The organism is Flavobacterium sp. (genome assembly GCF_035760125.1).
Lineage (GTDB): Bacteria > Bacteroidota > Bacteroidia > Flavobacteriales > Flavobacteriaceae > Flavobacterium.
The window spans coordinates 1-15,134 of the sequence record NZ_DASTTN010000441.1 but is presented as its reverse complement, the minus strand read 5'-3'; the positions used below and the strand labels follow the sequence as shown (position 1 = coordinate 15,134).

General features: G+C 35.4%; 10 protein-coding genes. 6 read left to right on the top strand and 4 right to left on the bottom strand.

The genetic code is table 11. From position 1 onward, the window contains the following. The 6 genes from VFS71_RS15690 to VFS71_RS15665 form a co-directional block, all read left to right on the top strand. A partial coding sequence (locus VFS71_RS15690; protein WP_326402436.1) for an ATP-binding protein occupies positions 1-1,388 on the top strand: 1,388 nt, incomplete at its 5' end. 25 nt (positions 1,389-1,413) lie between these two features. Beyond that, positions 1,414-2,769: a sensor histidine kinase gene (locus tag VFS71_RS15685; RefSeq protein WP_326402435.1), complete on the top strand. Its 1,356-nt coding sequence runs from the start codon at positions 1,414-1,416 to the stop codon at positions 2,767-2,769. Between the two features lies 1 nt (position 2,770). Further along, positions 2,771-5,302 (top strand): ATP-binding protein, encoded by a 2,532-nt coding sequence (locus VFS71_RS15680; RefSeq protein ID WP_326402434.1) that lies wholly within the window; start codon positions 2,771-2,773, stop codon positions 5,300-5,302. A gap of 13 nt (positions 5,303-5,315) precedes the next feature. Further along, entirely contained in the window at positions 5,316-8,831 is a 3,516-nt protein-coding gene (locus VFS71_RS15675; protein WP_326402432.1) for a sensor histidine kinase, read from the top strand. A 110-nt stretch (positions 8,832-8,941) separates the two neighbouring features. Further along, positions 8,942-9,325: a response regulator gene (locus VFS71_RS15670; RefSeq protein ID WP_326402431.1), complete on the top strand. Its 384-nt coding sequence runs from the start codon at positions 8,942-8,944 to the stop codon at positions 9,323-9,325. After that, positions 9,318-10,361 carry an adenylate/guanylate cyclase domain-containing protein gene (locus tag VFS71_RS15665; RefSeq protein WP_326402430.1) on the top strand — a complete coding sequence of 348 codons (1,044 nt, stop codon included), beginning with the start codon at positions 9,318-9,320 and terminating at the stop codon, positions 10,359-10,361. Before VFS71_RS15670 ends, VFS71_RS15665 begins: the two co-directional genes overlap by 8 nt. 96 nt (positions 10,362-10,457) lie before the next feature. Here VFS71_RS15665 and VFS71_RS15660 read toward each other — a convergent pair whose 3' ends face one another. The 4 genes from VFS71_RS15660 to VFS71_RS15645 form a co-directional block, all read right to left on the bottom strand. Continuing rightward, entirely contained in the window at positions 10,458-10,874 is a 417-nt protein-coding gene (locus VFS71_RS15660; protein ID WP_326402429.1) for a (R)-mandelonitrile lyase, read from the bottom strand. 127 nt (positions 10,875-11,001) lie between these two features. Next, on the bottom strand, positions 11,002-12,060 hold the full coding sequence (locus VFS71_RS15655; protein WP_326402428.1) for an NAD(P)-dependent alcohol dehydrogenase: 1,059 nt from the start codon (positions 12,058-12,060) through the stop codon (positions 11,002-11,004). Between the two features lie 276 nt (positions 12,061-12,336). After that, positions 12,337-13,440 carry an NADH:flavin oxidoreductase gene (locus VFS71_RS15650; protein WP_326402427.1) on the bottom strand — a complete coding sequence of 368 codons (1,104 nt, stop codon included), beginning with the start codon at positions 13,438-13,440 and terminating at the stop codon, positions 12,337-12,339. 49 nt (positions 13,441-13,489) lie between these two features. Further along, the gene (locus tag VFS71_RS15645; protein WP_326402426.1) at positions 13,490-14,908 is read right to left on the bottom strand and encodes a TolC family protein; all 1,419 of its coding nucleotides are present in this window, start codon (positions 14,906-14,908) and stop codon (positions 13,490-13,492) included. Positions 14,909-15,134 lie beyond the last annotated feature (226 nt).

The following is a 15,134-nucleotide window of genomic DNA, read 5'->3' as shown; positions in this document are numbered from 1 at the left end:
GCCTTAAAACATCTGGTGGCCTTATTTTTTTTGGAGGTAGTAACGGTATCACAGTATTTAATCCAAATAATATATCAAAGAATTCAATTCCGCCGAAAGTCTATATTACCGATTTTAAAATTGGGGATATTTCAATATATTATGCCATTGATTCTATTCAAAAAATTAAAAAGACAATACCCAAAGATTTTATTTTAAAGCACAATCAAAACAGTATTTCCATCAATTACACAGGAATACATTATGCCAATCCAACCAGAAATAAATTTACCTATAAACTGGAGAATTATGATAGCGATTGGCGTGAAGTAGGAAATGTTCGCACTGCGTATTATTATGATTTGCCTCCAGGGGATTATACTTTTAGGGTCAAAGGAGCCAATAGCAATGGTGTTTGGAATAAAATAGGGGCTTCGGTTGCGTTTAGTATTACTCCTCCTTGGTGGCGTACCTGGTGGTCATATACGCTATATGCAATCTTCTTTATCTTGGGTGTTTTTTTGGTAGACCGCTTTCAACGAAAAAGACTTCTTGAAAAAGAGCATGCTCTGGCTAAAGAAAAAGAACTTGTTCATGCGCGTGAAATTGAGAAAGCCTTTAATACACTTAAAACCACTCAACTTCAACTCATTCAATCCGAAAAAATGGCTTCACTTGGGGAGCTTACCGCCGGGATTGCCCATGAAATTCAGAATCCGTTGAACTTTGTCAATAATTTTTCGGAAGTCAGTCTAGAATTGATTGACGAAATGCACGACGAAATGGATAAAGGTGAAACGGAGGAAGCTAAAACTATAGCAACCGATATCAAGCAAAATTTAGAAAAAATAATCTTTCATGGCAAACGTGCCGATGGGATTGTAAAGGGGATGTTACAGCATTCCCGCATTAGTTCTGGACAAAAAGAACTAACGGATATTAATGTTCTTGCCGATGAATATTTGAGACTAGCCTATCATGGTTTGCGAGCCAAAGACAAAAGTTTCAATGCTGAACTGGAAACTCATTTTGATCCAAAACTTCCAAAGGTTGATGTAATTCCACAAGATATTGGTCGGGTTTTACTTAATTTATTTACCAATGCTTTTTATTCCATACAAAAAAAGCAAAAAACTGCGAATCAGGAATATAAACCGTTTTTATGTGTGACAACGGCTCAAAAAGAAAATTTTATTGAAATTACGGTGAAAGATAACGGTACAGGAATTCCAAATGCTATCAGAGACAAAATAATGCAACCTTTTTTTACCACCAAACCTGCCGGAGAAGGAACCGGTTTGGGATTGTCATTGAGTTATGACATTGTGGTCAAAGGGCATGGAGGAACTATCAACGTTGAGACCGAAGAAGGCAGTGGTGCCTCTTTTATTATAACACTGCCCATATAATTTAATACTATTTAATTTTTTAAATATGAACTTTGACTATATTTTATTGATCATTATTTTTAGTCATTTGCGAAGAACTTTGCAAAGCAAAATTCTATTACCTCAAATTGATAAATATTTGAGTATTGGGTTTTGGTTCTCGATTGGGCTTTTAATCGCTGGACTTTTTCTACATTCAAGCAGAGATATAATTGCTTGGATAGCGCATGCAATATTATTTACCCTAATCTACTTTTGCCTTACTCAAAAAGAGTTTAAATCCGTTAAAACTTTTATTTATTCGATATTGCCCTTTGTAGCAGTAAACTTTTTAGAAGATTTTACAGAACTCATCAATTCTTCTTTTCATAAAGAATGGAATAATTATTTTGATACGGCAATTGTTTTTTCAATCATTTGGTTTTTTGCTATGTTTTTTATTACACGAAAACAACGCAAAGAAATGGAAAGGGAACAATTAAAAGCCATAGAGAGAGAAAAAGAGTTCCAACAGTCTGAAACTTTAAAAGCAAAATTAGAAATACAAGTTGCAGAACGTACAGCTGAAATCCTCGGTCAAAAAGAGGAGTTAGAAAAAGCACTTGATGAACTCAAAACTACACAGGCACAATTAATTCAATCCGAAAAAATGGCTTCACTTGGTGAACTCACGGCAGGAATTGCCCATGAAATTCAGAATCCGTTAAACTTTGTGAATAATTTCAGTGAAGTGAGCAATGAACTTTTGGATGAAATGAATGAAGAAATTGAAAAAGGAGATTTTGAAGAAGTAAAAAATATTGCAGCAGACATCAAACAAAATCTAGAAAAAATAAACTACCACGGCAAACGTGCTGACAGTATCGTAAAAGACATGCTACAGCATTCCCGTGCCAGTTCTGGACAAATGGAACCCACCGATATCAATAAACTAGCCGATGAATATTTGCGATTAGCCTATCATGGACTTCGCGCCAAAGACAAATCATTTAATGCGACAATTAAAACGGATTTTGATGAAACTATTGGTACTATCAATGTCATTCCGCAAGACATGGGAAGAGTGATTTTAAATTTAATTACTAATGCGTTTTATGCAGTTACAGAAAAAAAGAAGTCGTCTGGCGTGGAAGATTACGAACCAACCGTTTCAATCAAAACCCAAAAAGTCGAAAATAACGTTGAGGTGAGCGTAAAGGATAATGGCAATGGTATTTCGCAAAAAGTACTTGACAAAATTTTTCAACCATTTTTTACCACCAAACCCACTGGGCAAGGGACGGGATTGGGGTTGTCATTGAGCTATGACATCGTAAAAGCGCATCATGGAGATTTGAAAGTGAAAACGAAAGAAAAGGAAGGATCAGAATTTATTATTTGTTTAACCGATAATAAGCCATAAAGTGAAAATATATCCTCTAATAGTTCTTGTAATCGTCATTTCGATTGGATCATTGCATGCGCAGGAAAGTATCAATAGATATAACTTCGAAGCAGATAGTGTGCAACGGCTTTTGGTGAAACATAGAGTAAATGACGAGCAAAAAGTGATCTGGTTAAATGAATTTGCTAGATTATCTTTTCAGGGATTGGAATTTAAAAAGGGACTTATTGCTACCAAACAGGCGAGGGAACTCTCCAAAAAGCTTCACTACAAAAATGGGGAAGTCCAGTATTACCTTACAATGGCCGATTTGCATGGATTTAGTTATTTTTCGTTTTATTATAGTACAAAGGCAGATTGGCTTTCTACAGAAGAGGAAAAGAAGGAAAATATCCGGATTTTACATTCGAAAAAATTCACATTGCCTAACGTTGAGCAACTACAAAAAAGTCTGGTTCAGCTTACAATCGCACTGCCTTATTTTGAAAAAGAAAAGGATAAGGAAATGCAGGCAAATATTGGTGCTTTACTAGCTGGGGGGTATTCTATTATGGGAAGAGCAAAAGAGTCAGTGGCGGCATCAGCGAAAGCACTTCCACTTTTTAAAGAATTGAAACAAACTTTTCCTGTTTTTCAAGTATCAAGTTATATGATGACTGGTTTAATAAATGAAGGAAAACAAGAAGAAGCCCAAAAAATAGAAATTGAATTGGTAAAAATAATTTTGACAATTAAGGATAAAAAATTAATTGCTCTTTTATCTCTTCCTTTGGGGGAATATTACTCTAACAGTGGTCGACCTAGTTTGGCTATTGAATATTATTTAAAAAGCGTTTCTGTCTTGGAGGAGGATTTAAGTACTGGTGATAAAGATATACTAGTGCATATATATCGATCAATAGCAAATAATTATGGAGGTATGGGCAAAGGCTCTAAAAATTTGGAGTATTTCCTCAAAACCGTAAAGTTACTAAAAAAAATGAATGATACTGTTCATATTTATGACGTTTATGGTAGTATGGTATTTACGTTAATAGGACTAAAAAGGTATGATGAAGCCAGAAAATATATGGCACTTGCTTTACAAGACCCTAGAAAAGAGATCGCCCCTTGGTTATTGGCTAAAAATTATGATGCAAAAGGTCAGATAGAAATGAGCCGGAGCAATTATAGAACTGCTATTTCCTTTTTTAATAAATCACTCGGTCTGTTTTTAAAAAGCACTAAGATTGAAGCGCCTTTTATATATAGTCATTTAATGAACTGCTATGAAAAAGTAAATGATCTGCCAAAAGCTATTGAAAATGGTCTTCTTGCCTATAGTACATCCAAAACGTATAATACTAAAGGTATAGAACTACAATCAAGTTTATCGCTGTCTCGATTTTATGAACAAAGGGGACAGAAAGAAAAAGCTTTAAAATACCTTAAAATCTATCAGCAATTAAAAGATGCTTTTGATAACTTAGACACCTCAAACTACCTTGCTAATGTTGAGATTCAATCAGTTCTTGAAAAAAGCAAGCACGAAATAGAAAAACTTGAAAAACGAAGATTAGAAAAAGAAGCCGAAAACAAGAATCAGCGTTTATGGATTTTTAGTATAACGGGAGCTTTGATATCTGCTTTAGTGGTGATGTTGTTGCTCTATCGGAACAATCAACATAAACAGAAAGCCAATGCCCTTTTGCTGCAGCAAAAAAAAGAGATTAACAAACAACGAAAAATAGCCGAAAAAGCACTCAATGAATTAAAAAACACACAGAACCAATTAATACAATCCGAAAAAATGGCATCTCTTGGAGAGCTTACCGCTGGGATTGCTCATGAAATTCAGAACCCGTTAAACTTTGTTAATAATTTCTCAGAAGTAAGTAATGAACTCATTAAAGAAATCCAAGAGGAAAGATCCAAGAGTAATGGGGAAAAGAATGAAGAATTGGTTGGTGAAATTTTAGACGATATCAGCAAAAATTTAGAAAAAATAAATTATCATGGCAAACGCGCCGACGGTATTGTAAAAGGGATGCTTCAACATTCCCGTATCAGTTCCGGACAAAAAGAACCTACCAATATAAACAAACTTGCCGATGAATACCTAAGACTTGCCTATTATGGGCTTCGGGCAAAAGACAAAAGTTTTAATGCCGACCTAGTTACTGATTTTGATGAAAATTTGCCAAAAATAAATGTGCTGACACAAGAAATAGGCCGTGCATTACTGAATTTATTCACAAATGCTTTCTACGCAACACATCAAAAGAAGAAAAAATTAGGGGAAACATACAAACCAATGGTAAGCCTGAAAACCGTGTTAAATGATAATGGAATCGAAATAACGGTAAAAGACAACGGCGTAGGAATCCCGGAAGCCATTAAAGACAAAATAATGCAACCGTTTTTTACAACCAAACCCACAGGGGAGGGAACCGGTTTAGGTTTGTCATTGAGTTATGATATTGTTGTAAAAGCACATAGTGGAACTATTAAAATAGAATCGGAAGAAGGTGAGGGTGCTACCTTTATTGTTTTATTGCCTTTAAATATTTAATAAACAAAGTGCTATGAAAAAAAATATTCTAATTGTTTTTGTTTTGTTTTTTTCCGGTATGAACGCTCAGGTTGTGCGTCCTTTTTTTAATACCATCTCGATAGAAAATGGCTTGCCAGAAGGAGTGGTAGTATCTTCTTTTCAGGATAAGCTAGGGTATCTCTGGTTCGGTACCCAAAACGGATTGGTTCGGTATGACGGATATTCAACCAAACTGTATCCAATACCAGATGATGATGGTAAACCAATAAAAGCTCCATCCATAATGAGCTTATTTGAAGATAAAAATGGTGTTCTTTGGACTTGTCCCAGAGATAAAGGTTTTTACATATACGATAGAAAAAAAGATCTTTTTAGAAGGTCTAGGGGAGGTAATAAAATAATTAATATAGGATATAGTACTGACTCACGAAAAGAAGTTTATGATAAAAAAAATGAAATTGGGTGGAGCTTAATTTATAATCTTGACGAAAGGATTTGGTCGGTGGAATCATTAGATATGCTAAATGGGACTGTTGATTTATTCACCGCCAAAAGCAAGGGGAGGCATTTGATACCTTCGGGAAAAAGAACTGGGGATGTAATTATCGATGCCTCAGGGAATACTTGGCTGGTTATGAATAATACATTAAGTATATATAATAGGGCGTCCAAATCGTTTAAGCCCTATTTTATGTTGCCTGCGAGCATGAATAAAATTTTGTTTAACAATATGGCACATGATCCGGTTAATAAAGATTTGCTTTGGATTACTACTTTATTGGACAGTGAACAAGATGTAAATAAAGTAAAGCTCATACAATTCAATATTAAGACAAAAGAGTATAAAACGTATGATCATATAGTATCGGATCCTAATTCCATAGCGGGAACTTGCACGGAGTTTTATATTGACGCCAAGAAAAGAATATTTTTTTATAATGACTACGGTATATCTATGTACAACAGGAAAAATGATAAATTTATAAATTATCATTTAAAAGTGCCAGGTTTACCCGAAACGGAACAACTTGTAGTGACTAGTGTTGCTTCAGACGAAGAAGGTAATTTGTGGATAGGAGGAATGTTTAAGGGATTATTCTTTTTAAATACTAGGACAGCTGTTGCAACATTCTATACGCACACCGAAGAAGCAGGAAGTTTGCCAGATTTCTCTGCCGGAATCAATAAGATTTTTTTTGACAAGGCTGGTGTTCTTTGGGTTTCAATGCCTTATGAAGGGATATCTTGGTTAGACCCAAAACGTTCATTCTTTAATCCCATTAAAATTAATGCCCCAGTCAATAAAGAAGACAAAATAGCAAGCACAATCACTAACCGAATTAAAGGGATTCATAGTGACAGCACTTTTTTTGTCTCAGCAAATAAAAACATTTTTATATGGAACCCTACAACCAATATTTTCAAAAGCATAAATCTGGGAGCGGGTAAAAAAGTATCAATAAGAAATGCAATTATTGACAAGCAGGGCTTGATATGGTTGGCGTCACAAGGAGATGGACTTTTTTGCTACAATCCAATTACTAAAAAGATAAAAAATTACAGGAATGATCCAAAAGATAATTTTAGCATTATTTCTAATGAGCTTTCGGTGATAAAAGAAGATAATGATGGTAATTTATGGATTGGAACAATTGATGGTGGTTTGAATAGCTTTAATAAAAAAACCGAAAAGTTTACCCGTTATCCTTTCATTAACAATGATGGTAACACCAAAGCAAACAATGTTTTGGATGATAGTAGAGTTCATAGTCTGCTGTGTGATAAAGATGGTATTGTATGGATTGGTACTAATTTGGGGTCACTTAACAAGTTTGATACAAAAAAAGGGAAATTCACTTCTTACCTAGATAATAAAGAGGGGCTTTATTGCATATATAGCATCTTTGAGGACAGTCATAAACGGATGTGGTTGGGTACTTACCTTACGGGTTTGTTTTTAGTTAATAAAAATTCAGGCTTCATCAAGCATTTTACAGAAAAAGAGGGTTTATCTTCTAATGATGTCAAAGGAATTACTGAAGACAAAAAAGGGAATATTTGGCTGGCAACCTCGCATGGATTATCTAAATTGAATCCAGAAAACAACCAAATAACCAATTACACAACAATAAATGGTTTACCTGTAGTAGAGACTTCCGGAATTTATAAAGGTTTAGATGGGCTTTTTTATGTACCTATTAAAAATGGGGTAATCCCTTTTGATCCTGATAATATTGTTGAAAATAAAGTGCCTCCAGAGGTTGTAATAGAGTCTGTAAAATACTATTTTACAGAGAATACAGCCAATAAGAAGGATACAGTTTTATTTACAAATGGTAAACAAGAATTATCATTGAAGTACAATGAAAATAAAATTAGTTTTCAATATGTTGCCCTACATTTTTCAAATCCTTCTTTAAATCAGTATGCGTATCAACTAGAAGGATATGATACAGACTGGATTCCGGCAGGAACACAACGATCTGTTACTTATACTAATCTTTCTCCAGGCAGTTATACGTTTAAAGTAAAAGCAGCCAATAGTGACGGAGTTTGGAATGAAACAGGTGCGCATTTCAATTTTACCATTTTGGCACCATGGTGGAAAACTTGGTGGGCTTATACACTCTATTTTCTTGTGTTTATTGTTTCAATACCTTCTTATGTTACTTATCGAGCCAGAAATCTGAAACGGGAAAATACCATTTTGGAAGAAAAAGTTGCCATTAGAACCAATCAGTTGACCAAATCAATAGAAGATCTGAAAACTACGCAAAACCAGTTAATACAATCTGAAAAAATGGCTTCGCTAGGAGAGCTCACAGCAGGAATTGCCCATGAAATTCAAAATCCACTAAACTTTGTCAATAATTTTAGCGAAGTGAGTAATGAACTTTTGGACGAAATGAATGAGGAAATAGGTAAAGGAGATTTTGAAGAAGCAAAAAGTATTGCAAACGACATCAAAAAAAACTTAGAAAAAATAAACTATCATGGCAAACGCGCTGATAGCATTGTAAAAGGAATGTTGCAACACATCCGGATAGGGAATAACATTAAAGAACCAACAAACATTAACAAATTGGGTGATGAGTACCTGCGACTTGCATATCATGGACTTCGAGCCAAAGACAAAAGTTTTAATGCTGACCTAGTTACTGATTTTGATGAAAACTTGCCTAAAATAAATGTGTTGGCACAAGAAATTGGCCGTGTATTGTTGAATTTATTTACAAATGCTTTCTATGCGACACATCAAAAGCAGAAAAAATCGGGGGAAGCATACAAACCAATGGTTAGTGTAAAGACTATATTAAAAGACAAAGGAATTGAAATAACAGTAAAAGACAATGGTATAGGAATCCCAGAAACCATAAAAGACAAAATTATGCAACCTTTCTTTACCACCAAACCAAGTGGAGAGGGTACAGGTTTGGGATTATCTTTAAGTTATGATATAGTGGTAAAAGCTCATGGTGGTACTATTGCCATTGACAGCCGAGAGAATGACTATACCGTTTTTACAATTTTGCTTCCAATAGAATAAAAGTATACTATTCAAATAATAAAATTCGTAAATTTAACAAGATGTAAGTAATTGGAAATTAGTGGTTATGAATGTTTTTTTTAAATAATAATAATTTAAAATAAGTTTAAATGAAGATACTAGTAGTAGACGATGAGGCCGATATGCAGCCGCTTTTTTTGCAACATTTTCGAAAAGAATTGCGTCATCATGATTTCGAGTTTGACTTTGCCCTTTCGGGTGAAGAAGCATTAGAATATCTTAATGGAAATAGCTTGGAAGTGGTGCTAATTTTATCTGATATTAATATGCCAGGAATGAGTGGTATCGATTTATTATCAAAAATTCGACATGATTATAAAAATTTCTCACCGGTTGTGATGATGATTACTGCTTACGGGGATGAAGAAAATTATAAACAGGCTATGGAAAAAGGGGCAGATGATTTTTTAACAAAACCACTGGATTTTAATGTGTTAAAAGAAAAACTTAAAAAAATCATGAACAATGGCTAAGATACTTGTAGTTGATGACGAAGCAGATTTAGAGATTCTGGTAAAGCAAAAGTTCAGAAAAAAGATTCGGGAAAATGTTTACGAATTCATTTTTGCTCAGAATGGGGAAGAGGCTTTGCAGAAAGTTTCGGAACATCCGGACTTGGATATCATATTGAGTGATATTAATATGCCAATAATGGATGGACTAACTTTATTAAGTAAGTTGCCCGAGGCCAATCCGATGTTGAAAGCGGTTATGGTGTCTGCTTATGGAGACATGCAAAATATAAGGACAGCTATGAATAGAGGTGCTTTTGATTTTGTCTGTAAACCCGTTGATTTTGACGATCTGGATTTAACTATGGAGAAAACCATACTGCATGTCAGACAATTGCAGGAAACCATAAAAGCAATAAAGGAGAATAATATTCTCAAAATGTATGTTGATGAAAACGTAATTAATTTTATGACCAATAAGGAGTTTGAGAGTAGTCTTCTTAAAAATGAAATGTTGGAAGCTACAGTGCTTTTTATAGACGTATGCGGTTTTACTACAATTACAGAGCAATTCCCAGCAAATACAGTCGTGAATTTGCTTAACGGGTTATTTGATACAATTGTAAAAGAAATTATAGCTCAGGAAGGTCATGTAGATAAGTTTATGGGTGATGCAGTTATGGCTGTTTTTAGGGGCAATTACCATCTGGACAGAGCTATTGATGCAGGACTCGCTTTAAAAAATCAAATTAAAAACAGTGAAGAAATAACTGTTGGGGATAAAAAATACAAACCACAAATTTCGATGGGAATTAACTCTGGTGAAATGGTTTCCGGAAATATTGGTTCAGCATCTTTAAAGCGATTTGATTATACAGTTATCGGTGATGCTGTAAATACAGCACAAAGACTGCAAAGTGTTGCCAAACCAGGCCAAATTCTTATTTCAGAAGCGGTTTATAATATTGCCAAAGAATCTTTTAAGTGTGAACTAAACGGGGAATATGTATTGAAAAATAAATCGGTGCCGGTAAACACCTATGAAGTAATTGAATAAGTAATTTGAGTTCTTTAAATACAAAAAACGTTATTACTTAAATCTTGAGTAATAACGTTTTTTGGGTAGTAAAACATTCAAATAATTAATTCTTTTTTACGGATTATAACTATTGAATTCCTCATCCGTTACTCTCTCCAGCCAATCAACAGCACCATTTGGAGTAGCAGAAGTAATGGCAATGTGAGTTAACGCATTATCCCGTGAAGCACCGTGCCAATGTTTAATGTCCGCAGGTATTTTAATCACATCGCCTCTTTGAATCAATTGAATTGGCTTGCCTTTTTCCTGATAATATCCAATTCCGTCAGTTACAATAAGGATTTGACCTCCGGGATGTGTGTGCCAATTGTTTCGCGCTCCCGCTTCAAAAGTCACGTTACCAATCACACTGTTGAATTCATTTTCATTCACTAATAATTTAACCCAGGCATTTCCCGTAAAATAATCTGGATTTGCTTTGTCGCCTTGAGGAAAAATTGGATTTTGTTCACTCTTATCTGTTACATTCATGTTTTTTGTTTTTATAGTTTCTAAGTTTCTAAGCTTTTGAATTAATAAAAAAGCTTTATAGTCTCAGAAAATGAATATTGCTTTTCAATCTTAGCCACTAAGAAACTTAAAATCTCAGTAACTTAGATTACCCTTTAAGCGAAGCCATATCAATCACAAAACGGTAACGAACATCGCTTTTCAGCATTCTTTCATACGCTTCGTTGATGTCCTGCATTTTGATTAATTCAATTTCGGATACAATATTGTGTTTTCCACAAAAGTCAAGCATTTCCTGGGTTTCGGCGATTCCGCCAATTAAAGAACCCGCTACCGATTTTCTTCCCATAATCATCGGAACTGTATTTAGAAAAGGCTCCAAACCGCCTAAATAGCCCACAATAACCAACGTTCCATTGGTGTTCAAAGTCCCAACATAAGGATTTACGTCGTGAACATAAGGAACAGTGTCAATAATTAAATCGAATTTACCGTTTACGCCTCCCATTTGGTCAGCCTCAGTTGAAATAATAACAAAGTCTGCACCCAATTCGAAAGCGTCTTTTTCTTTACCCGGAGTTCTTGAAAAAAGGGTAACCTCGGCACCCAAACCTTTAGCAAGTTTGATAGCCATGTGACCTAATCCGCCCAATCCTACAATGGCAACTTTGCTTCCTTTCCCCACTTTCCAGTGACGAAGCGGTGACCAAGTTGTAATTCCTGCGCACAACAAAGGAGCTGTGGCAGCAAGATCAAGATTCGCAGGCACTTTCAGAACGAAGTGTTCCTCCACCACAATTTTTTCTGAATATCCTCCATAAGTCATTCCACCCAAATACTTGTCTGGACTGCCGTAAGTACCAATCCATCCGTTCGAGCAATATTGTTCCAAGTCGTGTTTGCAGTTATCACAGGAGTGGCAAGAACCAACCAAACAGCCTACCGCAGCAAAATCACCCACTTTTAGTTTGGTCACTTCGCTTCCTACTTTGGTCACTTTACCAACAATTTCGTGGCCAACAACAGTCGGATATGTTGTAAATCCCCAGTCGTTTCTGGCGGTGTGCAAATCGGAGTGGCAAACGCCACAATACAAAATATCGATTTCAATATCTTTCGCAGTTGCGTTTCTGCGTTGGATATCCATTTGTTTTAAGGGGGCATCAGCTGCTACAGTACCGTAAGCTTTTACATTTGTGGTTTCCATTCGATTAGGTTTTAAATTATTTTTTCAATACGTTTTTTCAAGGCACATAAAGATACTTATTTTTTAGTTAATTATTTAATATTGTGGTGATTAACAAAAGTGTTTTACGATTTTTTAGGAGCAGAAAATCAATTTTCATAAACATAATCAGTCCCGCTGTCCGCTAAATCTTTTCCTGGCTAAAGAAGCCAGGAAAAGGATATCGCTTCCATCGGGGCTAGACGAGAAATTTACTTTTTCATAAAAATTTTAGCCGATTCTATTGTTATACTCCGTTTATACTATCAATTCGCTCAAAGCTTCTTTACTGAATCCTACAAGCTCATTTGTTTTTCCGGATTTTATTTTTGCAGTCCAGTTTGGGTCAGACAGCAAAGGTCTTCCAACGGCAACCAAATCAAAATCGCCTCTGTCGAAACGTCTGTTTAATTCTTCTAATGAAGTTGGCTCAGAACTTTCGCCTGCAAAAGCACCAAAGAAATCACCAGAAAGTCCAACAGAACCAACGGTAATTGTTGGAGATCCAGTTACTTTTTTGGCCCATCCCGCAAAATTCAAATCAGATTTTTCAAATTCGGGTTCCCAGAAACGGCGTTGTGAACAATGCAGAATATCAACTCCGGCATCAACAAGAGGCGTAAGCCAGGCGTCTAATTCCTGAGGTGTTTTCGCCAGTTTATAATTGTAATCAGAAGGTTTGAATTGAGAGAAACGCATGATGACCGCAAAATCATTTCCTACTTGTTTTCTGATTTCTTTCACCACTTCAATTGCAAATCGATTGCGTTCCTTTATTGTTTTTCCACCGTAAATATCGGTACGTAAATTAGTTTCAGGATTGAAAAATTGGTCAATCAAATAACCGTGCGCACCGTGAATTTCGATAGTATCAAAACCTGATCTTTTAGCATCAGCAGCTGCTTTTCCGAAAGCAATAATGGTGTCTTCAATAGCTGCTTCAGACATCGTATTACCATTAGTATTTCCGGGTCTGTTTAATCCAGATGGACCTTCAAAAGGAACAGGAGGAATCCAACCCGAATGGTGATTATCCATAATTCCCATGTGCCAGATTTGCGGTCCCATTTGCCCTCCGCCTGCATGAACTTTGTCAATCACTTTTTTCCAACCTTTTAGTGCTTCATCACCATAAAAGTGAGGAACATTTCCATCATTTGATGACGAAGGTCTGTCGATAACAGTCCCTTCGGATAATATTAAACCAACTTCACCTTCAGCTCTTTTTTGATAGTAAGAAGCGACTTCATCAGTAGGAATTCCGTTTGGAGAAAAGGAGCGCGTCATTGGCGCCATTACGATTCTATTTTTAAGATTTAGCGTCTTCAGATTAAAAGGCGTAAATAAATTAGCTGTACTCATACTTTTTATAATTTAGATGTTATATAATTTGTTTGTATCAATTTTGATTTTATCTCCAGCCCCCGCCCAATGCACGATATAGCTCGGTATTAGCAGATAATTGTTCTCTTTTTATGTTGGCAAGTTCCAGTTCACTTTGTAGTAAATTAGCTTGAGCAGACAGCACCTCCAGATATTCTGCCATTCCGTTTTGGAATAGCATTTTCGAATTCTTGATAGCCTGATGCAATGTTTTTACGCGTTCTTGAAGAAAATACTGTTGTTGATTTAATTTTTCGACTTTTACTAGAGCATCAGATACTTCGCTTACTGCGACTAATACAGATTGTCTGAAATTTAAAACTGCTTTTTCTCTTTCGGCAACGGCGATATTATATTGCGTTTTTAGTTTTTTGTTATTTAATAAAGGCTGTGTTAGACCTCCGGCAACAGTTCCAAATAAGGAAGCCGGAATGTTAAACCAGTTACTGCTTTCGAACGAATTTAATCCGCCTTGAGCTGTAATTTTTAGTGCAGGATACAAATCGGCTTTAGTGATTCCAACATTTGCATTCGCAGATTTCAAAGCCAATTCAGCACTTTTTACATCAGGTCTTCGGCTTATTATTGAAGATGGAATTCCGATTGAGGCATTATTTTTCACTTCCAAAGCACTTAGAACAATGCTTCTTTTCTTGGAATTAGGAAATGAACCTGTTAAAACGCTCAAAGCATTTTCCTGAATCGCAATGTTTTGTTCCAATAAAGGAACTAGTTGTGCCGCATTTAATTTCTGCGCTTCCGATTGCTGAATAGCTAATGAAGTAACCTGTCCGGCATCAAATTTCAATTTGATGATAGTGGTAGTGCTGTCAATTAATTGTACATTTTTTTTAGCGATTTCTAATTGTGCGTCCAGCATCAAAAGATTGTAATAACCATTTGAAACATTGGCCACAATTGTAGTCTGCAGTGCTTTTTTTACTTCTTCTGATTGAAGATAATTAGCAAAAGCTCCTTTCTTTTGGTTTTTGATTTTTCCCCAGATATCCGCTTCCCATGAAAGTGAAACTCCAGTCGAGAAATCATCAATATGTTTTGCACCCAAAGCCTGATCCAGTGTTCTTCCTGTAAAACTGTTATCAGAAGGATTATTGGTATTGGCAGTCACAAATAAATTGGCTTGCGGTACATTTCCCCATTTCGATTGCGTGAATCTGTATTGTGCAATTTCAATGTTTTTAGTAGCAATTTGTAAATCATTATTTCTGACCACGGCGCTGTCAATCAGCTGAATAATATCTTTTTCTGTAAAGAAATTTTTCCACTCAACATCACCAATGCTGGCAGTATCTTTTGAAACCGATGCATTCCTGAAATTCTCAGGAAATGCATTTTTTGGAGTTTCAATATCCTTAGAAACATTACAGGATATTATTGTGGTGATCAAAATGACGATCATCACGGTTTTGGTTATATACTTTTTCATTTTACTTTTTCGTAATTAAATTTCTGGACAGGTATCTTTTTTTGTTTCAAGATCTTTTGACACTTTATACGCTATGTACGTGAGGCTGATGATGATTGTCACCAGAATTGTTGTGATATAATTTTCCATTTTTATTTTCGTGGTTATGAGTTACAGCTACTGGTTTTCCAGTAACTTTTTCTTGTAAATATTGGAATACGATGAATAAAACAGGGATGATTAACAA

What these genes read in the sequence shown, in the direction of transcription:
- VFS71_RS15685 (WP_326402435.1), top strand. Translation starts at nt 1,414, where the DNA reads ATGAACTTTGACTATATTTTATTGATCATTATTTTTAGTCATTTGCGA.
- VFS71_RS15675 (WP_326402432.1), top strand. Translation starts at nt 5,316, where the DNA reads ATGAAAAAAAATATTCTAATTGTTTTTGTTTTGTTTTTTTCCGGTATG.
- VFS71_RS15670 (WP_326402431.1), top strand. Translation starts at nt 8,942, where the DNA reads ATGAAGATACTAGTAGTAGACGATGAGGCCGATATGCAGCCGCTTTTT.
- VFS71_RS15665 (WP_326402430.1), top strand. Translation starts at nt 9,318, where the DNA reads ATGGCTAAGATACTTGTAGTTGATGACGAAGCAGATTTAGAGATTCTG.
- VFS71_RS15660 (WP_326402429.1), bottom strand. Translation starts at nt 10,874, where the DNA reads ATGAATGTAACAGATAAGAGTGAACAAAATCCAATTTTTCCTCAAGGC.
- VFS71_RS15655 (WP_326402428.1), bottom strand. Translation starts at nt 12,060, where the DNA reads ATGGAAACCACAAATGTAAAAGCTTACGGTACTGTAGCAGCTGATGCC.
- VFS71_RS15650 (WP_326402427.1), bottom strand. Translation starts at nt 13,440, where the DNA reads ATGAGTACAGCTAATTTATTTACGCCTTTTAATCTGAAGACGCTAAAT.
- VFS71_RS15645 (WP_326402426.1), bottom strand. Translation starts at nt 14,908, where the DNA reads ATGAAAAAGTATATAACCAAAACCGTGATGATCGTCATTTTGATCACC.